Annotated in this window: 22 protein-coding genes; 1 reads left to right on the top strand and 21 read right to left on the bottom strand. The window is 44.8% G+C overall.

Translation table 11 applies throughout. The annotated features are described in order from the left end of the window. Positions 1-181 precede the first annotated feature (181 nt). Positions 182-2602, bottom strand: a complete 2421-nt coding sequence (locus tag R7Z41_RS01360; protein ID WP_054576387.1) for a hybrid sensor histidine kinase/response regulator — start codon at positions 2600-2602, stop codon at positions 182-184. 51 nt (positions 2603-2653) lie between these two features. Here R7Z41_RS01360 and R7Z41_RS01365 point away from each other — a divergent pair, with 51 nt between their 5' ends. Further along, entirely contained in the window at positions 2654-3265 is a 612-nt protein-coding gene (locus R7Z41_RS01365) for a YecA family protein (RefSeq protein ID WP_005378278.1), read from the top strand. 73 nt (positions 3266-3338) lie between these two features. Here R7Z41_RS01365 and R7Z41_RS01370 read toward each other — a convergent pair whose 3' ends face one another. From R7Z41_RS01370 to R7Z41_RS01465, 20 genes are all read right to left on the bottom strand, one after another. Further along, a complete protein-coding gene (locus R7Z41_RS01370) occupies positions 3339-4505 on the bottom strand; it encodes a glutathionylspermidine synthase family protein (protein ID WP_225477385.1) in 1167 nt (388 codons plus the stop codon). Between the two features lie 8 nt (positions 4506-4513). Next, positions 4514-5083 carry a DUF1190 domain-containing protein gene (locus R7Z41_RS01375; RefSeq protein WP_025766906.1) on the bottom strand — a complete coding sequence of 190 codons (570 nt, stop codon included), beginning with the start codon at positions 5081-5083 and terminating at the stop codon, positions 4514-4516. 8 nt (positions 5084-5091) lie between these two features. Beyond that, a complete protein-coding gene (locus R7Z41_RS01380) occupies positions 5092-5508 on the bottom strand; it encodes a DUF350 domain-containing protein (RefSeq protein WP_005378281.1) in 417 nt (138 codons plus the stop codon). Beyond that, complete coding sequence (locus R7Z41_RS01385) at positions 5508-6551, bottom strand: potassium channel protein (protein WP_053349446.1); 1044 nt, start codon at positions 6549-6551, stop codon at positions 5508-5510. Before R7Z41_RS01385 ends, R7Z41_RS01380 begins: the two co-directional genes overlap by 1 nt. A gap of 118 nt (positions 6552-6669) precedes the next feature. Beyond that, entirely contained in the window at positions 6670-7731 is a 1062-nt protein-coding gene (gene nadA / locus R7Z41_RS01390) for a quinolinate synthase NadA (protein ID WP_225477383.1), read from the bottom strand. A 251-nt stretch (positions 7732-7982) separates the two neighbouring features. Further along, positions 7983-8735, bottom strand: coding sequence for a tol-pal system protein YbgF (gene ybgF, locus R7Z41_RS01395; RefSeq protein ID WP_005387926.1), 753 nt, complete (start codon positions 8733-8735; stop codon positions 7983-7985). Between the two features lie 15 nt (positions 8736-8750). Continuing rightward, the gene (pal, locus tag R7Z41_RS01400) at positions 8751-9275 is read right to left on the bottom strand and encodes a peptidoglycan-associated lipoprotein Pal (RefSeq protein WP_005378293.1); all 525 of its coding nucleotides are present in this window, start codon (positions 9273-9275) and stop codon (positions 8751-8753) included. Positions 9276-9305: 30 nt separating this feature from the next. Beyond that, positions 9306-10658: a Tol-Pal system beta propeller repeat protein TolB gene (gene tolB, locus R7Z41_RS01405; RefSeq protein WP_005387925.1), complete on the bottom strand. Its 1353-nt coding sequence runs from the start codon at positions 10656-10658 to the stop codon at positions 9306-9308. Between the two features lie 12 nt (positions 10659-10670). Next, a complete protein-coding gene (gene tolA / locus R7Z41_RS01410; protein WP_170897172.1) occupies positions 10671-11738 on the bottom strand; it encodes a cell envelope integrity protein TolA in 1068 nt (355 codons plus the stop codon). A gap of 13 nt (positions 11739-11751) precedes the next feature. Beyond that, on the bottom strand, positions 11752-12195 hold the full coding sequence (locus R7Z41_RS01415; RefSeq protein WP_005378298.1) for an ExbD/TolR family protein: 444 nt from the start codon (positions 12193-12195) through the stop codon (positions 11752-11754). 3 nt (positions 12196-12198) lie between these two features. After that, positions 12199-12897 (bottom strand): protein TolQ, encoded by a 699-nt coding sequence (gene tolQ, locus R7Z41_RS01420; protein ID WP_005378301.1) that lies wholly within the window; start codon positions 12895-12897, stop codon positions 12199-12201. After that, positions 12887-13306, bottom strand: a complete 420-nt coding sequence (gene ybgC, locus R7Z41_RS01425) for a tol-pal system-associated acyl-CoA thioesterase (protein WP_054576384.1) — start codon at positions 13304-13306, stop codon at positions 12887-12889. Before ybgC ends, tolQ begins: the two co-directional genes overlap by 11 nt. A gap of 172 nt (positions 13307-13478) precedes the next feature. Then, positions 13479-13781, bottom strand: coding sequence for a cyd operon protein YbgE (ybgE, locus tag R7Z41_RS01430; protein WP_017820043.1), 303 nt, complete (start codon positions 13779-13781; stop codon positions 13479-13481). Beyond that, a complete protein-coding gene (cydX, locus tag R7Z41_RS01435; protein WP_000270284.1) occupies positions 13774-13881 on the bottom strand; it encodes a cytochrome bd-I oxidase subunit CydX in 108 nt (35 codons plus the stop codon). The genes ybgE and cydX overlap by 8 nt, the downstream gene beginning before the upstream one ends. A 12-nt stretch (positions 13882-13893) precedes the next feature. Then, the gene (cydB, locus tag R7Z41_RS01440) at positions 13894-15030 is read right to left on the bottom strand and encodes a cytochrome d ubiquinol oxidase subunit II (protein ID WP_006742909.1); all 1137 of its coding nucleotides are present in this window, start codon (positions 15028-15030) and stop codon (positions 13894-13896) included. Between the two features lie 17 nt (positions 15031-15047). After that, positions 15048-16634, bottom strand: coding sequence for a cytochrome ubiquinol oxidase subunit I (gene cydA / locus R7Z41_RS01445; protein ID WP_005378311.1), 1587 nt, complete (start codon positions 16632-16634; stop codon positions 15048-15050). A 461-nt stretch (positions 16635-17095) separates the two neighbouring features. Next, positions 17096-18100 (bottom strand): Holliday junction branch migration DNA helicase RuvB, encoded by a 1005-nt coding sequence (gene ruvB / locus R7Z41_RS01450; protein WP_005378312.1) that lies wholly within the window; start codon positions 18098-18100, stop codon positions 17096-17098. A 286-nt stretch (positions 18101-18386) separates the two neighbouring features. Beyond that, positions 18387-18998, bottom strand: a complete 612-nt coding sequence (ruvA, locus tag R7Z41_RS01455) for a Holliday junction branch migration protein RuvA (protein ID WP_005378313.1) — start codon at positions 18996-18998, stop codon at positions 18387-18389. A gap of 67 nt (positions 18999-19065) precedes the next feature. After that, positions 19066-19587 (bottom strand): crossover junction endodeoxyribonuclease RuvC, encoded by a 522-nt coding sequence (ruvC, locus tag R7Z41_RS01460; protein ID WP_005387909.1) that lies wholly within the window; start codon positions 19585-19587, stop codon positions 19066-19068. Positions 19588-19679: 92 nt separating this feature from the next. Then, a complete protein-coding gene (locus R7Z41_RS01465; protein WP_005378402.1) occupies positions 19680-20426 on the bottom strand; it encodes a YebC/PmpR family DNA-binding transcriptional regulator in 747 nt (248 codons plus the stop codon). Between the last annotated feature and the right edge of the window lie 108 nt (positions 20427-20534).

Raw genomic sequence — 20534 nt, forward strand, 5'->3', positions numbered from 1 at the left:
TTATGCTACCAAGCTGCGAAAATTCAGAGTATTACCGATATAATCACAGTAGAAGGTCTTGCTGCTTTACTCGTAAAAGTAAAACTGCAAGCCTGTTCATTGCAGGTTAGAAGAGTTTGTCACGAAGCTGGATGACGTATGAATAGTAAGAACAATTCACAGTTGCGCCATATTGATTCAGTTATGGTGAGGCCAGCAAAATCGTTAATGTATCGATATCATCTTGGTCTGGGGATTGCTGACGCTTTAAGTTACTTCTTATCCGTTCAGCGACTGAAGAAACGTCGTCACTGAGTTCAAGGGGAGCCTCCGCAATGATCGCTGAAATAGCCTCAAGTGCTTCATTAAGATGTCCATTATCTAGAGCGACATAGAAGTTGAGTAACCACTTTTCAGCATTAAAGCTATCTGCTGCATTTCCATCAAAGTCCGATTGGTACTGATATAACTGTGTCGCATGAAGATACAGTGCATCATTTAATTCAGACTCCACTATTGGTTTCGCTATTATGTGGTCTGCTCCTACATTAATCATACGTTCTTGTGTTTCTTTGAACACATCCGCTGTACAGCCAAAAATCAGTACCGACTTAGCAGGTGAACTCATTGCTCGAATGGCTGATATGGCCCCAACGCCATCTAGAACAGGCATATGATTATCCATCAGTATCAAATCAAATGGTTTGCTCGCAACCTCATCGACTGCAAGCTGACCATTTTCGACACTTGTGCACTCAAAGCCCTTGGCTCGGAGGAAAGTTTCCATAATGATCGCATTTGTTCGGTTGTCTTCAACAATGAGTGCTTTCAACCCTTTACAGTTCAATTTATGTGTATTGATTGACTCTACTTTACCCGGCTTGCAAGGTGTAAGGGCAATTTCGACAGTAAAAGTCGTTCCAGCGTCCTCCTGACTCTCTACAACCACTTGCCCACCCATATGTTCCGCGATTTCTTTGACTATTGCTAAACCAAGCCCTGTACCACCAAACCGTCTAGTCGTTGATGACTCCGCTTGCTCAAAAGGACGAAAAATGCGTTTTTGTGCCTCTTTTGAAATACCAATTCCTGTATCTTTTACCTTTAGTATCAGCTTGGTGCCTGCCTTACTCGATTTCTCGGCTAGCTCTACCTCTACGATGCCACGATCGGTGAACTTAACAGCGTTATTGAGTAGATTGAACAGTACTTGACGCAAACGGGCTTTGTCATTGTTGTACCAACGACCCGTTGGTAAATGCGAGACGACTCTAAAGCGAAGACCTTTTTCTGCACATAGAGTTTGATAAACACTCTTGATACTGCCGATAATCGACTCAATTGGGAAAGGCTTATTTTCAAACTCAACATGCCCTTGTTCAATTTTTGAGTAATCTAAAATCTCATTGAGTAATGTCATCATGTGATCACCTGAATCATAAAGTGTTCTCAGGTGCTTACGCTGCTCATCGGTAAGTGGTGTTTTTAACAGTATCTGGGCAGTTCCTAGTACACCGTTCATTGGTGTGCGAATCTCGTGGGACAATGTGGCTAAGAATGCCGTTTTAGCGTTTGTCGAAGCCTGAGCTTTTATTCTCTCCTGCTCTAAATAGATCGTCTTTTCATTGAACTTCTCGATAAGCTGTCCGATTTCGTCATCGCTATCGTAGTCAATATCTATGATCCCACCAGTTTTCGAGTCATCAATCTTAGCGGCAATGCGAACAATTGGTTCAACAATATAGCGATTCAGTAAGTAGTAACCGACCAAGACACACAAGAGCAAAAATGGAATGATCCTCCCCTCAACGCTCATCACTTGTTCAAACACTTGATCGGCGACTTTAGCTTTTGCGTTGACAACTTCCATGCGCCAATCGAACTCTCCGAAATCAAGCTCGCTGACATAAATTTCGTCCGTCAGTTGAAAGTTGTGTTCAATAATCACGTTTGAGTCAGCATCGCGAACCACTACCCCCAAAGAATGCTGGTTCGTGTGCTCTCGAATAAACTGAAAAAGTGCATCAAGTGATAGGTCTACCGTTACAACTCCAGCGAATCGACCGTTTTGGTAGTACGGAGAAGACGCGGTAATCATCTGGACCTGAGTAAAGGTATCGATGTAAACCGTAGACCAACTAACAGAACCTACCGGAGCATCGGCGGCAGCGACATACCAGGCTTCATTATCATAACCGCCAGATTCGGGGTTATTGTAGGAGTGAATTTGGTCAATACCACTATCACTGTTTTTATTGAAGAATAGACTTTTATATCTCCATTGTTCTGCTTTGAGTTCGGGTTTAGGCCATACGCCACCACTAACAAGCATCTTGTCACTCAATTGAAGTATATGTGGAATTATTGTGTTGAGAGATTGAATATTTTCAGTCCCTTGGGCTAGCCCTACTAAGCTGCTCAATACACCTGTAGAACTGAGGAGGGGCTCTTTTATCTCAAGAGCCAGGAGTTGGGTACGTAACTCTAGGTTTTGCTCTAGCTTTTGTCTAACCGGTGGCTCAACAACCAAATAGGCGACAGAACCGATAGTGGCGATAAAGAAGCACAGGTAAAGTGTTAGGGCGAGAATGCTTTTTTTTCTAAGTGATGAGCGAATTTCCATAGATGTGTGAATCATTCCCTAATATCGATTTATCACTAATTGATTGGTAAGATGAGCGCAATCAACCAGCCCATTAACAAATGGTATTCTATTTTGAAACTACAAGACATCCTTTCTCTCCCAGAACTTGACGGTAAACTACTAAACCTAGCAAAAACTCAAGGCTTTGTAACAGCGATGGCTGCAGCGCCAAACGTATTAATGCCTCAAGAGTGGTTGCCATTCTTATGGGGTGGAGAAGAAACAGCGCCATTTACTGACGGTGAACAACTAGAGCAGTACATTGACGAGATTGTACAAATGTGGAACCAAACTCGTCCCGCTCTCCTAGAAGGCACTTGGCAGTGGCCTGCAGGGTGCGCGCTAGATGAGCAAGACATTGTAACAAGTCAGGCTCGCGATTTCTGTGAAGGTGTATTACAAGGCTGGCAACTTGCGCGTGATGACTGGGAAACGTTGATGCCTGAGGATAGCGAAGATAATGCCCTACTCGGTGGTGTTTTACTTTCTCTTACTATGCTTTACGACCCAGAAACGACCATTGAAACATTGGCCGAACAAGGTATGGAAGGCTTAGAGCAGTTTGAGGAAATCTTCAATGCAATGCCAGTGATGTTATGTGGTCTTACCCAGCGCGGTGTTGCATTAGCTGAAGAACAATAGACGCAACGCTGTCGACCATCAAGATTGAACGGCTGAATAGACAAAAAGCTCTCCAAATGGAGAGCTTTTTTGATCATGTTAAAATTACATGTGGAATATACCGCGCCATATCTTGAGTCACTAAGCTACTGTCTTCCCTAATCGAAATACCGGCAGCTCTATCATTGACCAACCAACTGCCAATTAACGTATGGTTTTGCCCAAACTTAGGTAGTGGATGGTATTGCTGGACGATATTAAATTTAGATTCATAAGGCCCTGACGTTTTAACAAAACGTTTTCCATCGATGACGATCTCGATGTTCGCGCCCTCTCGAGAAAATAGTGGCTTGATGACATAATCTCTCATAGTGTTCGCTTTTGAATCGTTAGCAAAATAAGCGGGCAAAAGGTTCGGGTGGTTAGGAAAGCGCTCCCACAATAACGGTAAAAGTGCTTTATTGGATAGAATCGACTTCCACATCGGTTCTAACCAGTTTACGTTCGCAGTCGCTAAGTACTTCGCATATTCCTCTTCAAACATAAACTCCCAAGGGTAAAACTTAAACATCCAACGAATCGCTCTGTCGTCAGCATCCACAAACAGACCATCTTCCGTCACTCCAATATCTTCGACATGCACGAATGCCGTTGCTAACCCTGCCTCTCGCGCGCAATCCTCTAAATACTGGACAGTCCCTTTATCTTCTTCAGTGTACTTGCAGCAGCTAAAGTGAAGTGTTTGTCCTGGTTGGTATTTTGCTATTTCGGCAAAGCGCTCGATCAAAAAGTCTTGAAGAATATTGAATTGATCCGCGCTCTGGTGAACTCGACCTTTATTTACAACATCTTCTAGCCACACCCACTGCCAAAAGCCAGTTTCAAACAAGCTGGTTGGCGTATCCGCATTGTTTTCCAGTAATTTTGCTGGCGAGGTCCCGTTGTACGCGAAATCCAGCCGCGAATAAAGCGAAGGTTCGCTTCGTCTCCATGAAGAAGCGACCTGCTCCCACATAGATTCAGGGATCGCACATTGCGTCAGCAACCGCTCACTCCGAACGACTTCATCCACAATAGCCAGGCACATCTGATGCAGCTCTTCAGTGGGCGCTTCTATATCGCGCTCAATTTGCTCCAGCGTGAATTGATAGTAAGCACTCTCATCCCAATACGGTTGGTCATACATGGTATGGAAACCAAAACCAAACTGGCGTGCTAATTCACGCCAGTTTTCGCGCTCTTGTATTTCTCGTCGAAACATAGTGCTTTTTAACCGCCTCGACTGACCGACACCGCTTTACCAAACCCGCCTCGAGACATCGCCCTGCCAATGGTGCCGCCACCACGTTTATTAAGGCTATTCGTCGCAACTTTGGTCGGCTGATTTCGGTAGGAGCCAAAGAATTGTCCTGCTCCATTATAGAATTTGGATTTATAACGGTACATCGGCTCTGAGTAATAGCTCTTGTTATAACCTTTCAACCCGCTTAATGAGCGACTGTAAAAAAAACCGCCAAAGTTAGGTACATAAGCTCGGGAACTGGAACTGTAGTAACAATCATCCTCGTAGAAATCATTCTCGCATTCGAACTCGCTGCGGTAGCGAGGGGCATTTTGTTCGGCACGAGCTAAAGCTTCTTGGTATGCAATGTCACACTGTTCACTAAACTCAGGCGAGTTAGATTTACACTCATCAGCATCAGAAAAAATGTACCCTTCTGTTTTTGACTCGTACGTAGCAAAGAAGAAAATACCACCAAAGGCAGCAAAGGGAAGAATTTTCCCAAGCTTTAAGCTTTTGTCCATGGAAGAACGTTTAACGTTAGAACTCCGCTTCATCGTTCCTCCTAGTAAGTCATGCAAGCGGCATTCAATACGCCGACCGAAACAGAAACTGCGGCTAATACAATACCGGCTGGCAGTTCATCTTTTTCGATACGCTCTGCCACTTTCGGAAGTAAAATAAAGCGTACAATTGCAAATGCGATAATTTGAGCAAGCATTGCAACAACGCCCCACACCATAAAATCGACGATATTGACCGAGTTTTTTGCCGCCCCCGAAATCGCGAGACAATAACCAAGGAAGGCCCCACTTAGCGCAATCGCTGCTGCTGTATTTTGTTTTTCTTTGATCAGATGCCACTCATCGTATGGCGTCAACTTGACGTAGATGAACTTAAACGCCAATACAAAAATAATAGAAACAGAGAAATAGAGTAAAAAGTTTGGGAAGCCTGCTAACAGGCCGGCAATCATGTGCATTATTGTTCCTTGTTCATTTCTTTCCAGGCAAAATCTTCAATACGTTCATCTGCAATGTAAAACAGCTTGGTACTCGCGGGTACTTCAGCATCTAAATCTGGGTTGAGTTGAATACCATCGCCAATATCAAAAGCAATCAGCGTGGCATGATGGCGTCTTTTGAGAAAAACGAAGAGATTCTCAATAGTGGTGGCAGACTGACCCTCGGGATAAATAACTGAGTATTGCGTCATACCTCGTGTTGAAGCCAAAAGCTCCTGATGAAGCGCACTTGAGCCCGGGTCAACCGCCGCTTTTGCCAACATTTCTGCGCCAACAGCAGGTATGCATTCCGCTTTCGGGCAATGCTGACTTAGAAGTCGGCCTAGCGCTTCATCTTTAAAGTAAGCGACCAAATGAGCGGAAGGGTTTACAGATGCGCAGTATAGAGCGGCTGACAAGGTAATGTCGTCCGAGAGATTATCCACAATAATGCAAGCGGCTTCGGCAATATTGGCGTTTTTCATTTCTTGCGAATCGGTATAACTGGTCACTTTGATAAAACTGATTTCGCCAGGTAACGGGTTCTCTATTTCTGAACGGCTGCATAAAACAATCGGGCGCTTTCCCTCTTCTTCATGTTGTAACATGCGAATAAGGTGCATCGTTCTCGATCCATTCCAGCCCAACAATACAATATGGTTTTCCACTCTTACTCTCCGTTTTCCTAAAATACCCGCTCGCCAATAGTCCATCGCTGATCCAGCGACACGCCCCAATAATGCGGCGAATAAGCTCAAACCGCCGGGGATTACAAATAGTACGACAACCCATTTCCCCATATCTGTTACTGGAGAATGGTCGCCATAACCCACCGTACTCGCCGTAACCATGAGGTAATAGATAAAGTTAGCGAAACTGTCTGTTAATGCTGTTTCACCAGCGAGAACCAGCAGCCACCATGAAAGGCTCACATATAAGCCACTAAAGATGAGAAGGCTTCGGTTGCTCAATTTAAAAAGGTGTGAACTAAGCCACTTTTTAACTACTAACCACACCGCCATAAATTTATGACCTCGATATTCATTGATTGCATCAATAGTAACTCATTGATAGTAAGACACAAAAAAACCAGCCATATTCGGCTGGTTTTTGAGATTTACTTTCAGTTACGCCTACTTTTTAAGCATTACCTTTCACTTGCATATTTAGCTGCTCAGCAAAATCTAGCATGCGGTTAAGCGGTATAAGGGATTTAGCACGCAGTTCTTCATCAACAAAAATTTCGTGCTCTTCACCACTTTCACTAAGCGCTTTCTCAATTGCTTTCAAACCGTTCATTGCCATCCAAGGACAGTGTGCACAGCTGCGACATGTTGCGCCTGCACCTGCGGTTGGTGCTTCGATAAGTTCTTTTTCTGGCACAAGTTGCTGCATTTTAAAGAAAATACCTTTGTCTGTCGCAACGATCATTTGTTTGTGAGGAAGCTCTTTCGCTGCTTTGATCAGCTGACTCGTTGATCCAACAGCATCGGCAAGTTCTACGACGCTTGCTGGTGACTCAGGGTGAACCAAAATAGCCGCATCTGGATACACGCTCTTCATTTTGCGTAGCGCATCAGCAGAGAACTCATCATGAACCACACACTCACCCTGCCAAAGCAGCATATCTGCGCCAGTTTTGTTAGCGATGTACGATCCTAGGTGACGGTCTGGTCCCCAAATAATTGGCTTATCTTCAGCGTCTAAGTGCTCCACGATTTCAAGCGCAATACTCGATGTAACGACCCAGTCGGCACGGGCTTTAACCGCTGCTGAGGTGTTTGCGTAAACTACAACCGTATGATCAGGGTGAGCATCACAAAACTCGCTGAACTTATCCGCAGGACAGCCAAGGTCAAGCGAACATTCCGCTTCCAACGTTGGCATTAGAATGCGCTTTTCTGGTGTCAGAATTTTGGCCGACTCGCCCATAAAGCGAACACCACCAATAATCAATGTACTTGCAGGGTGACGATTACCAAACTTCGCCATTTCCAACGAGTCACCAACAAACCCGCCAGTGTCTTCAGCTAGGGCTTGAATCTCAGGGTCGGTATAGTAGTGCGCGATAAGTACCGCATCTTTTTCTTTGAGTAACTTTTTAATACGCTCAATGTAAGATGCTTTTTCTTCTTCGCTTAATGGAACTGGTTTCGGTGGGAATGGGTAAACAGTGTCGATTTTATCTAATATATGGCTCATTGCTCTTGCTCTACGCAACTTCCTTTAATCCGAGTATTGTAACCTCGTTAATTTTCAAAAACCAACTTGTCGCGGGGATTTCTAGCGGTCTAGCCGTATATCTTTGTTACAGGTAGCATTTCCGAGTAGCGAAATTCGGTGCAACATAAGGTCAGAGGCTCTGCATCATTGCTATCGACTTAGCCGTTCTGCACCAACAGAAAATGGAAAAGAAAAAGGAAGCCGAAGCTTCCTTTTCAAAACATAACGTCTTACAGCTTAGAGCTGGCAAGTTTTGCAGATGCACTACCTGGGTATTCATCAACCACTTGTTGGTAGTACTTTTTCGCTTGAGCTGCATTGTTATTACGCTCAGCGATTTCGCCTAACTTAAGCAACGCATCGGCTCGCTTATTGGAGTCTTTATAAGACACAACAGCGGCAAAACTTTTCACTGCATCCTCATCCTGCTTTTTAGCGAAGTACAACTGACCTAGCCAGTAGTGAGAATTCGCTGAATATGTAGAATCAGGATAATCTTTCTGGAACTGCTGGAACGCTGCAATTGCGCCAGTGTAGTCACGTTTCTTGAGGATGAGGTCGACTGCATTTTGGTATGCCGTTTGCTCATCAACATTTGGTGTGTACTGACCACCTGTTTTAGCCGGTTTCGCTTCTTGCGCAGGCGCGGATTTTATCTCTCCACGAACACGATCCAGCTCGACAAACAACTCTCGTTGACGTTGCAACATTTGCTTCATTTCGTAGCTATTTCGCTCTAATTGACCACGTAATTCACTGATCTCTTGTGACATTTGGTCAATTTGCTGTTGCATTTGGAGCTGAACGCGATTGCGGTTTTGGAGCAAACGTTCTAGACGCTCTACTTCCGTTTCAGATGAACGGCTCTTAGAGACGGATGATGTGCTGTTGAGATCAGATACTGGAGCTGGTGCAGCGAACGCAAAGTTCGCTGCACTTGCCAGTAACGTAAGCGCAACAGCGCGCTTAGTGTTACTGAACATGAGGATTACCTCGAATTAGTATACTAGAACCGCGCGACGGTTCTTAGCGTAAACTTCATCTGATTGACCTAGAAGAAGTGGCTTCTCTTCACCGTAGCTAACGATTGAGATTTGGTCAGCTTGAACACCTAGTGCTTGTAGGTAGTTCGCTACTGCTTGTGCACGACGCTCACCTAGAGCAATGTTGTACTCAGGTGTACCGCGCTCATCAGCGTGACCTTCGATAGTTACGTTAAGTGCTGGGTTCTTGCTTAGGTAAGAAGCGTGAGCCGCTAGCATCTCTTCGTAATCTGCTGCAATTGTTGAGTTGTCAAAAGCAAAGTAGATTGTTTGAGTTTCACGTAGCGCTTGCTCTTTTAGCTCTTGCTCTGTCAACTGACCGCTTTGATCAATTGGCGTAGCTACTGTTGTTTCCACTGCGCCATTGTTGTTTGTTGCTGCACCAGTGTTAGAAGCAGCGTCGTCGCTTGAACTACACGCTGTAACAGCCATTACAGGAAGCGCGATTAGTAGCCCTTTTAGAACCTTGTTCAGTTGCATCTTATTTTCCTTTATTAATCAAACTTATTACTACAAAAACGGTGACCATGCAGGCGCTCGAACACGCCCATTTGTTGCCGGTAATCTAGCTTTGAATCGACCATCAATTGACACCATCGATAGTACGTTTTTCTTGTTGTAAATCGAGCTATACACAACCATGCCACCGTTTGGGGCAATACTAGGAGACTCATCAAGCAAGGTCTTAGTTAAGACTTGAAGAGCACCAGTTTCCAAATCTTGTTTCGCCAAATTAAATCCTGCGTTGCTGCGGTTCACCATAACTAGGAATCGCCCATCAGGAGTAATCTGACCACCCAAATTTTGGCTGCCTTGCCAAGTCAAACGGTCAATAGAACCGCTGCCCAAATTTACTTGATAAATCTGTGGTTTACCACCCCTATCCGATGTGAAAATCAACGATTTTCCATCCGGATGCCAGAACGGTTCCGTATTATTTGATCTGCCACGCGTAATTTGCGTCAGTTTACGAGTGTTAAGGTCAAACGTATAAACATGAAGCGAGCCTGTTTTAGAAAGAACAATCGCTAACTTATTGCCATCAGGCGAAAATCTTGGTGCACCATTGTGACGTGGGTATGAAGTAATTTTCTCACGTTCACCGGTGTAGATGTTCATTATGAAGATTTCTGCTTGGCCATTTTGGAAGCTAACATACGCAAGCTTTTTACCATCGGGGGACCACGCTGGTGACATTAATGGTTGCTTAGAGCGTAAAACCAGACGCTCATTGTAGCCATCGTAATCAGCGACTCGAAGTTGGTAAGGGAAACGGTCTTTATCGTTCACTACCACATATGCGATACGAGTCATGAAAGCGCCACGGTCGCCAGTCAACTGCTCATACACCAAATCAGAGATACGGTGAGCGTACTCACGCATACGAGGCCCTTGAACAGTGGCTACTTTATTGAACAGCACATGATCTTTTGACAGAACCAATTCACCGTCACTACCAAGCGCCTTACTCTTCCCACCCGTTAACTGACCACGCACAATATCAACAAGTTGATAGTTGATAACGTAGTCACCTTGGTCGTTTTGCTTGATTGAACCAGTCAATAGCGCATCCACGCCTAAATTGGTCCAAGCATCAAAATTAACTTCTGATTCACTGAACGGTGTTTGTGGCATTTTGCTCGTTGGAACTGGGCTAAATTTACCACTACGTTGTAAATCCGAGGCGATAACAGCAGAAACATCCGTTGGAAGCGCTTGTGTGCCCTCCCACTTAAACGGAACAACAGCAATTGGTCGTGCTGAATCAATACCATCGGTAATGACCAACTCTAATGCGGCATTCGCCACATTTGTCATACTGCTAAACAGTACAAACATTCCTAGTAAAAGGCGTCTAATCACGTCTTATTCCTTTTAGTCCAAAGCAACAGTTATGTTGATGTCTTTTAGTCTTTCATTGACCGCTGATTCTGAAGATTTAGGGAACGTCCCTACCTGAGCTATTGCTCGCTTCGCCGCAGCACATACTCGAGCATCACCACTCAAAACGGTAACACCAGAGACCATCATATCAGTTCCTGTCGGAATCAATTTGATGTTTACCCTACACTCCTTTCCCAGCAAGTAGTCATCCTTAATCAGCTTTTGCTGAATATTTTGAGTATAGATGGATGACATACGAGAAAGTTCGTCGTCAATAAATTGATTGCGCGCAGCACTGTTTTTACTGACCTCATCCTCGAGACCCGCAAAAATATCATCTAACGCGGCTTCTTGAGCTTTACGCTCACGCTCGGCACGCTCAGCTGCTTCTCTCGCTTTACGCTCTCGCTCCGCTGCCTCTTTTGCCGCTTTCTCTTTTGCGATGCGCTCTTGTTCAGCTTTTTCAGCTGCTTCACGCTCACGACGTGCTTTTTCTTCCGCTTCTTTTGCTGCTTTTTCACGAGCTAAACGTTCTTGCTCAGCTTTTGCGATAGCCGCCTCTTTTGCTAAACGCTGCTGTTCAGCTTTACGCACGGCTTCTTCTTTTTCCTTGCGCTCTTTTTCTAGCTTAGCAGCTCGCTCTTTTTCTTTGCGAACACGTTCTTCTTCCTGCTTGCGCTCTTGCTCTTTTTTCTTACGCGCAGCTTCTGCTTCTCGTGCCGCTTGAGCATCTTTCGCTTGCTGCTCTTTCAACTTGCGAATTTGCTCTTCTTCAGCTTTGCGGTTTTTTTCTAGCTGCTCTGCTTCGCGTCTCAGTTTATCAAGACGCTCTTGTTCTTTTTTCGCTGCCTTTTCGCGTTGCTGGCGAATTTCTTTCGCTTGTTGCTGCACAAGTTTTGGATCGATGACAACAGCTTGAACCATTTGCCCTGTAGGCTCTGGTTTAGACATATTGAAGTCCGTCCCCCAAAGCAGGGCTGCAACTAGAATTGCATGCAAACCAACCGATATTGCTATCGGTTTGGTGTATTGGTTGGGTTTGTTCTTGTGATCTTTCATAGATAATTGATGTCTATTCCCTGATATCGGTCATTAGACCTACCTTAGGGATACCAGCTCGACTTAGTTCATCTAGCAATAGAACAACATCGGCATATGGTGTTGCCGCGTCGCCACCTACCGCAACTGGTGAATCTGGCTTAACCTCTCGCTCCGCTTTCACTCGCACAATAACATCTTGCAACGACAAACCTCGCTGAACTTCTTCATCATTTACGCTTAGGCCTAAATTACCCTCGCTATCAATTTCGATGATAATAAAGCTACTGTCAGTCTCGCCAGCAAGGTCTTGCATAGATTCTGCGGTCGATGTTTTCGGAAGATCAACGTCGACGCCTTGAGTCACAAATGGAGCGGTCGCCATAAAAATGATCAACAGTACGAGCATTACGTCGATATACGGAACAACGTTGATCTCCGCTGTCATTTTTCGCTTTTTAGGTTGATAACCCGCCATGCTTTATTCCTTATCCGCGCTGTCTCGGCCAGCCATCGCTTGACGATGAAGGATGCTGTGGAATTCTTCAGAAAATGTTGCGTAAGTGTGCTCTAGTTTACTCACTTTATTGCTTAGGCGGTTGTACGCCATTACTGCCGGAATAGCCGCAAATAGCCCCATCGCTGTCGCGATAAGTGCCTCGGCGATACCCGGTGCAACCATAGACAACGTAGCTTGCTTTACTTCACCCAGCGCAATAAAGGCGTGCATGATGCCCCAAACGGTACCAAATAGGCCGATATAAGGGCTTATAGAACCGACTGTTGCCAAAAACGGTAAGCTTGTTTCTAGCTCATCTACTTCACGAGAAACAGCAACGCGCATTGCGCGGCCAGTGCCTTCCATGATGTAAGCTGGTGAATTTGCGTTGCTCTTACGTAGGCGAGCAAACTCTGTAAAACCTGCGTAGAAGATTTCTTCTGTGCCTTCAATTTCGTCTTTACGCGCTTTTACTTTTTGGTAAAGCTGAGAAAGATCAGTACCCGACCAAAATTTGTCTTCAAACTGCTCTGCATTTTTTGATGCTTGAGAAAGCACTTTGCTGCGCTTGATGATCATTGCCCATGACACAATTGACATGCCAAGCAACGTCAGCATCACAAGCTTTACCAACAGACTGGCCTGAAGAAAGAGATCTAAAATGGAAATATCAGCAGTCACTATTTGTTAGCTCCGAATTTATAAAGGTTGGAATAGCTATTGGTTTCATTTTCTTATTATCGATACATGCTACCTTAACCGAGGCCTTGCACAATATCTTGCCTTGAACATTGACCAACTCTTGACAGAATTGCAGAGAAGCACGTTTTATTTCTGACACTCGGGTTACGACTGTCAGATGCTCGTCCAGCCTAGCCCCTTGGTTGAAATCGATATCCATGTGTCGGACAACAAAGCCGATATTTTGTTCCAGTAACACATGTTGAGAAATGCCTTTAGCACGTAACATCTCTGTCCGTGCGCGCTCAAAGAATTTTAGATAATTAGAATGATATACAACACCGCCCGCATCAGTGTCTTCATAGTACACGGTGATCGGCCAGTGAAAGAGATTTGATGTGCCTTGCAAGGGAGTACCAATATATTCAATTCTTTAAAGTAATTACTATAACTGAAGCGACAGCAATTGGTACCGAGCTAAGGAAATATTTTTGAAATTTGTAGAAAAAATAAAAGCTAGGCGAGATACCTAGCTTTTATTCGATGATTTAGTAACCGACTTTATTACAGCATATTTCAGCCTAAATGAAATAAAGTGCCGTTAGATAAATTAAGATAGCTAACGAGAAATAAGGACTAAACAAAACTTGCCAGTACCAGTTTCTTGGCTTGAAGCCCACCCCATACACCATGCTTGAACATACAGACCAAATCAGTGCTGGTGCGACGATTGAGTTAAAACCACCAATTGCTTGATGGTAAGCTTCAGGGTCCCACATCACCAATCCTACGTGCATAAAGCCAAGGATGAGAGATAAGACTCGTAGCAGAGTCTTATCCATTGGTGCGTGAAGTTTCGCTACCTTATCAGCGAGGTTACTCACTGTCTTTATCCATCATTTCTGAGTGCTCTAGCCAAAGAGCGTTGATGATACCGAATGCACAAGCAAGTAGTACACCTAGAATCCATGCGAAATACCACATAGTAAATGCTCCTTAGTAAAGTGAGTTTTTGTTGTCTTCAATGTACTGGTCATCAAGGCGACCAAACATCTTGTAGTAAGTCCAAGATGTGTAACCAAGGATGATTGGCACCATAACAAACGCAACGCCTGTCATTAGGTTCAGAGTCAGCTCAGATGACGTTGCATCCCACATTGTTAAGCTGTGGCTTGGCATTAAGTCTGAAGGCATGATGAATGGGAACATCGCAAAACCTGCAGTAAAGATAACACCAGCAACACCCAAGCTTGAAGTAATGAACGAAATCGCACATTTTTCAAGACGAGATGCCAATACAGCGAGAAGCGGCATTGCAACACCTAATACAGGAGCAGCCCATAGTAGTGGGTAGTTTTCAAAGTTCTTCATCCACGCACCAGCTTCACGGATAACCTCTTTGTTTAGAGGGTTAGAAGCAGCGTTAGTGTCGATACCGCCAACAATGACGTAGCCATCGATATTTTGGATCCAGAAACCAGCCGCTACAAACGCAGCAACCGTCAGTAAACCAGCCAACTGAGCAACGTTGCGCGCACGCACATGCACTTCGCCTGTTGTTTTCATTTGTAGCCAAGTAGAACCTTGCATCAAAATCATGAACAAGCTTACTAGACCACACAACAGTGCAAATGGGTTTAGTAGACCAAAGAATGAGCCATGGTATGTTGGCATCAAGAACTCACTCAATTGGAATGGTACACCTTGTAGAAGGTTACCAAACGCTACACCAAAGATGATTGGCGGAACAAAACCACTGATTGAGATACAGATATCCCAGGTATTGCGCCATTTTGGATCTTCGATTTTAGAGCGGTAGTCTAGGCCCAGAGGACGAAGCCATAGCGCTGCTAGTGTCAAAATCATCGCTAAGTAGAAGCCTGAAAATGACGTTGCGTAAACCAAAGGCCAAGCAGCGAACAGTGCACCACCAGCAGTGATAAGCCAAACTTGGTTACCATCCCAGTGAGGAGCAATTGAGTTAATCATGACACGGCGTTGCGTGTCGTTTTTACCGATGATAGGTACAAGCGCGCCTACACCCATATCGAAGCCGTCTGTTACTGCAAAACCAACTAGTAGAACACCGATTAGTACCCACCAGATGAGTCGCAAGATTTCGTAATCAAACATCTTGTTATCTCCTTACCTTACGCTTCTACTTGGCGACTAACTTTGTCTTCAACAGAGTCAGCATTTTGCTCGAAGTGGTAGCGACCCGTTTTCAGGCTACTTGGTCCTTTACGAGCGAATTTCAACATTAGGTAAACTTCTGCAATCAGGAATACCGTGTATAGCGCCAGAATTGCGAAGAGTGAAGTCCAGATTTCACCTGCAGTTAGTGCAGAAGCTGCAACATGCACTGGTAAAATTTCACCTACAGCCCAAGGTTGACGGCCGTACTCAGCGACGAACCAACCCGCTTCAATTGCAATCCAAGGTAGTGGAATGCTAAATAGTGCAGCTTTTAGAATCCATTGTTTCTGTTCAATCTTCTGACGACACGTTTGGATAAACGCCGCACCAAAGACAAACAACATGATGAAGCCACAAGCAACCATGATACGGAATGACCAGAATAGCGGCCATACTGTTGGGATTGAGTCGTCCGCAGCAGCTTGGATTTGCTCTTCTGTTGCATCAACAACATTGTCTGTGTAGCGTTTTAGAAGTAGACCGTAACCTAGGTCACCTTTCACTTCATCAAACGCAGTCATGTTTTCTTCTGACTTGTCGCCCGCACGAAGCTTCTCTAGAAGTTCATAAGCGTACATGCCGTCACGAATACGATCGACGTGTTCATCACGTAAATCACGAAGACCTGTTACTTGCTCATCAAAAGAGCGTGTCGCGATAATACCCATTACGTAAGGGATCTTAATTGCGTAATCGGTATGCATCGTTTCCTGGTTAGGAACACCAAATAACGTAAATGCGGCAGGTGCAGGTTCAGTGTGCCACTCTGCTTCAATTGCAGCGAGTTTCACTTTTTGAACTTCACCAAGCTCGTAGCCAGATTCGTCACCAAGAACGATGGTAGATAAGATAGCTGCAATACCGAAAGAAGCAGCAATAGCAAACGAACGACGAGCAAACGCAATGTCACGACCTTTTAATAGGTAGTATGAACTGATGCCTAGAATAAACATTGCGCCACAAGTGTAACCAGAAGCAACCGTATGCACGAACTTAACCTGAGCAACTGGGTTTAGTACAACCTCAGAGAAGCTCACCATTTCCATTCGCATGGTTTCGAAGTTGAAATCTGCGCCTACTGGGTTTTGCATCCAGCCGTTTGCGATAAGAATCCAAAGAGCAGAGAAGTTAGAGCCTAGTGCCACAAGCCAGGTAACCGCTAAGTGTTGGCGTTTAGATAGACGATCCCACCCGAAGAAGAATAGACCAACAAAAGTTGACTCCAGGAAGAATGCGACAAGTGCTTCGATCGCTAGCGGTGCACCGAAGATATCACCTACATAGTGGGAGTAGTAAGACCAGTTCGTACCAAACTGGAACTCCATGGTAAGGCCTGTCGCCACACCAAGTGCAAAGTTAATACCGAATAGCTTACCCCAGAACTTGGTCATGTCCTTATAGATTTGCTTGTTCGTCATTACGTACATCGATTCCATAATGGCCAGAAGGAAGGCCATACCAAGGGTCAATGGTACGAATAGGAAGTGATACATCGCTGTCAGTGCAAACTGCAACCGCGATAGATCAACTACGTCAATCATGGTAACTCCTATGTGTCGGCTGAATGACACTCTCTACATATTGCAATCCATATTCAGGTGTTATTTACACTTGAAAAATGTTGAATTATCACAACTCATTGTTGCAAAAATGTGCTTCATTGGTTAGTTAATTGTTAAGCATCAGCTAATATAGCTGGGGCTAATATTACTTGTAAAAACAGATTGTTTCAAAAGGTTTATAGCCGTAACGCGCTTTGATATACATCAATGTTTATGCGCGGAATTTGCACAAAAATCCATCACATTGATCTAGATCAACCAGTATTGGATACGGATGTTAAGAGAGAGTAATCAGGAGAGAAATTAACCAGTTGCAAGCAAACATCGAGTTAACAATCAATGCTTTTTACTTACTAAACCAGTATGAGAAAAAATTCAAAAAATGTGAGTTTGGTCAACTTTAATGAAGCGCTGGGCAACAAAGGCCCAGCGAGGGAATCTTATTTTTCAATTCCGAAATGCAAATACGCGCGATCTGTCGCGATTCTTCCACGCGGAGTGCGTTGTAAATAACCTTGCTGAATAAGATAAGGTTCAAGAACGTCTTCAATAGTGTCCTTTTCTTCACCTATCGCCGCTGCCATGTTGTCGAGCCCGACCGGACCACCACCAAATTTTTCCATAATCGCGAGTAGTAGCTTACGGTCCATGTAATCGAAGCCTTCGGCGTCCACATCAAGCATATTCAACGCCTTATCGGCAACATCGGCACAAATGTGACCATTGCCTTTCACTTCCGCATAATCACGAACACGGCGTAGCAAACGGTTAGCAATACGTGGTGTGCCACGCGCACGTCTTGCCACTTCCAATGCACCTTCAGGTTCCATTGATAAACCTAAACAATCCGCGCTTCGCTGCACAATATCTTGGAGGTCTTTTATCTTATAAAACTCAAGGCGCTGAGTAATACCAAAGCGATCGCGCAATGGTGACGTCAAAGAGCCCGCTCGGGTCGTCGCACCAATTAACGTAAACGGTGGTAAATCGATCTTAATAGAACGAGCGGCCGGACCTTCACCGATCATAATATCCAGTTGATAATCTTCCATCGCCGGATATAGCACCTCTTCAACCATCGGACTCAAGCGGTGAATCTCATCGATGAACAACACATCGTTTTCTTCAAGGTTGGTTAACAGCGCGGCCAAATCGCCTGCTTTCTCAAGTACAGGGCCTGAAGTAGTGCGAATGTTCACTTCCATTTCATTGGCAACGATATTCGCAAGTGTGGTTTTACCCAAACCTGGGGGACCAAAAATCAAAAGGTGATCAAGTGCTTCGCTACGTAACTGAGCAGCTTTAATGAAGATCTCCATTTGGTCACGGACATGGTCCTGACCTTGGTAATCCGCTAATTTTTTTGGCCGAATAGCACGATCAATGACATCTTCATCACGAAAGGCAGGGTTTTCTGGCGCGATTAAACGATCGGCTTCAATCATCTTTTTACCTTGAAAAATGGTTACCTGAGAGAATAATGCCGCTCGTTTAACAGCAAGTGGCATATTTCTATATCTCGTCATCCTGTACAGCGACGAAGGAGCGTGATACAGGATCTTCTATCCGAGCGATTTATGGTCAAATTGTTTCATTAACCGCTCAGCGTGCTGCTATTAGATTCTCAGTCTCGCCAGGCTCGCTGGAATGACACAAAAAACATCGTTAAGCGATTGGCATTAACCTTAGAGAATGAGTTATCTTGAACAAATGTTCACTGTGCAACCAGCGTTACACCATTGATTTTAGAGCTTCACGGATCATTTGCTCACTGCTCATGTCCGGTTTAGCGATCTGAGATACCACTTTCGACGCTTGAGTCGGCTTGTAACCTAGAGCTAGAAGCGCACTGATTGCCTCTTCTTCTGCGTTGTTGGATGTTGCACCAGAATCCGCAGGAGCAGCATCCGTAAATGGCGTAAATAGATCGCCAGCGCCCCACCCTTTCAAGCGGTCTTTCATTTCAACAACCAATCGCTCTGCGGTTTTCTTGCCAACGCCTGGAAGCTTAACCAGCGTAGAAACGTCTTCATGTTCCACACAAGTAACAAATTGCGTTGCTGTCATACCAGAGAGAATACCAAGACCGAGTTTAGGACCAACGCCATTGGCTTTGATCACTTCACGGAAAAGTGCTCGTTCTTTTACTGTGTTGAAACCGTATAGCAATTGCGCATCCTCACGGACAACAAAGTGAGTATAAATAATGGCTTCTTCGCCAACATTTGGCAGTTCGTAAAAACAGCTCATTGGCATCTGGACTTCATAACCAATGCCATTAACTTCAATTAATACTTCAGGTGGTTGTTTTTCAATCAGTATGCCACGAAGACGTCCAATCACTATAAATACTCTTTGGAAATGAATTTGCGACAGGATAATAAAGAACTGGATAGACATCCAGTTAATTTTAACGGTAGCGCCCTTTTCTGGCACTGGTTGCTTTGCCCGCTAACGCAACGAGAGTCTTGTTAGTATTGGCATGACAAATCGCCACACCTAAAGCATCGGCTGCATCCGCTTGAGGCTTGGCGGGCAATTTAAGCATCTGCTGAACCATATGCTGAACTTGCGCTTTGTCCGCGCCACCAGTGCCGACGACAGCTTGCTTAATAAGACGAGCCGCGTATTCAAATACCGGCAACTCCGCATTCACCGCAGCAACAATTGCACTGCCACGAGCTTGGCCAAGTTTTAGCGCTGAATCCGCGTTTTTGGCCATAAACACTTGCTCGATCGCGAAAACGTCCGGTTGAAACTGGGTAATGATTTCCGTGACGCCTGCATAAATCTGTTTAAGCCGACCCGGAAGTTCTTTTTCTGAAGTACGAATGCAGCCACTACCAAGGTATTGCAAGTGGCGTCCATTTTGACGAATGACCCCATAGCCGGTAATGCGCGAACCTGGGTCAATGCCCAAAATAATTGACATGAATGTTCCTAAAAATGAGGCCTAATTCGGCCTCAGTCTTTTTATTATTACTTGCTAACTTCGGAGCAAATACCGCTCCCGACACCTTGAGTTTAATCTAGCGTAGCCGCAACGTCGTCAGAGATATCACCATTGTGATAAACCTCTTGAACGTCGTCCAGATCTTCCAAAGCGTCAATCAAACGAAGTAGTTTTGGCGCAGTATCCGCGTCCAAATCTGCTTTCGTAGATGGGATCAGCGACACCTCAGCGTTCTCTGCCTCAAACCCTGCGGCATCAAGAGCATCTTTTACGAGTCCAAAATCGCCTGGGGCCGTGTAGACATCAATCGAGCCATCTTCTGCCGTTTCAATGTCATCAGCACCACTTTCTAATGCTACTTCCATTACCGCATCCTCATCTAAACCTGGGCCATATGAAATCACGCCTTTCTTGTCGAAAAGATAGTTGACGCTACCATCCGTCCCCAGATTGCCGCCTGACTTTGAGAATGCATGGCGTACGCCAGATACCGTACGATTTCGGTTATCCGTCATACATTCGACCATGACCGCCGTACCACCTGGACCATAACCTTCATAGATCACGGTTTCCATGTTGTCGTCGCCTTCACCACCAGCACCTCGGCTGACAGCGCGGTTGACAGTGTCACGTGTCATGTTGTTAGACAGTGCTTTATCAATTGCTGCTCGCAAACGTGGGTTATTTTCTGGCTCACCGCCCCCCTCTTTTGCCGCAACAACGATTTCACGGATTAATTTAGTAAAGATTTTGCCGCGCTTCGCATCTTGCGCTGCTTTACGGTGACGAATATTCGCCCATTTACTATGACCAGCCATAATTCACCTTTTAATGTATTTTGACGCTTAATAACAAAACATGTTCTAAAAAGCGTTGCTTGGGAAATTGCTTTGGAAGTTTCTTGGGTTTATTTAAACAAAAACTCC

This window comes from Vibrio sp. 1457 (assembly GCF_033340195.1).
GTDB classification, from domain to species: Bacteria; Pseudomonadota; Gammaproteobacteria; order Enterobacterales; family Vibrionaceae; genus Vibrio; species Vibrio alginolyticus.

Coding starts and splice junctions, on each gene's coding strand:
- ybgF (WP_005387926.1), bottom strand. CDS start 8,735: ATGTTCAGTAACACTAAGCGCGCTGTTGCGCTTACGTTACTGGCAAGT.
- R7Z41_RS01465 (WP_005378402.1), bottom strand. CDS start 20,426: ATGGCTGGTCATAGTAAATGGGCGAATATTCGTCACCGTAAAGCAGCG.
- tolA (WP_170897172.1), bottom strand. CDS start 11,738: ATGAAAGATCACAAGAACAAACCCAACCAATACACCAAACCGATAGCA.
- ruvB (WP_005378312.1), bottom strand. CDS start 18,100: ATGATTGAAGCCGATCGTTTAATCGCGCCAGAAAACCCTGCCTTTCGT.
- R7Z41_RS01375 (WP_025766906.1), bottom strand. CDS start 5,083: ATGAAGCGGAGTTCTAACGTTAAACGTTCTTCCATGGACAAAAGCTTA.
- cydA (WP_005378311.1), bottom strand. CDS start 16,634: ATGATTGACGTAGTTGATCTATCGCGGTTGCAGTTTGCACTGACAGCG.
- R7Z41_RS01380 (WP_005378281.1), bottom strand. CDS start 5,508: ATGCACATGATTGCCGGCCTGTTAGCAGGCTTCCCAAACTTTTTACTC.
- nadA (WP_225477383.1), bottom strand. CDS start 7,731: ATGAGCCATATATTAGATAAAATCGACACTGTTTACCCATTCCCACCG.
- R7Z41_RS01365 (WP_005378278.1), top strand. CDS start 2,654: ATGAGCGCAATCAACCAGCCCATTAACAAATGGTATTCTATTTTGAAA.
- cydX (WP_000270284.1), bottom strand. CDS start 13,881: ATGTGGTATTTCGCATGGATTCTAGGTGTACTACTTGCTTGTGCATTC.
- R7Z41_RS01415 (WP_005378298.1), bottom strand. CDS start 12,195: ATGGCGGGTTATCAACCTAAAAAGCGAAAAATGACAGCGGAGATCAAC.
- R7Z41_RS01370 (WP_225477385.1), bottom strand. CDS start 4,505: ATGTTTCGACGAGAAATACAAGAGCGCGAAAACTGGCGTGAATTAGCA.
- R7Z41_RS01385 (WP_053349446.1), bottom strand. CDS start 6,551: ATGGCGGTGTGGTTAGTAGTTAAAAAGTGGCTTAGTTCACACCTTTTT.
- ruvC (WP_005387909.1), bottom strand. CDS start 19,587: ATGTCAATTATTTTGGGCATTGACCCAGGTTCGCGCATTACCGGCTAT.
- pal (WP_005378293.1), bottom strand. CDS start 9,275: ATGCAACTGAACAAGGTTCTAAAAGGGCTACTAATCGCGCTTCCTGTA.
- cydB (WP_006742909.1), bottom strand. CDS start 15,030: ATGTTTGATTACGAAATCTTGCGACTCATCTGGTGGGTACTAATCGGT.
- R7Z41_RS01360 (WP_054576387.1), bottom strand. CDS start 2,602: ATGGAAATTCGCTCATCACTTAGAAAAAAAAGCATTCTCGCCCTAACA.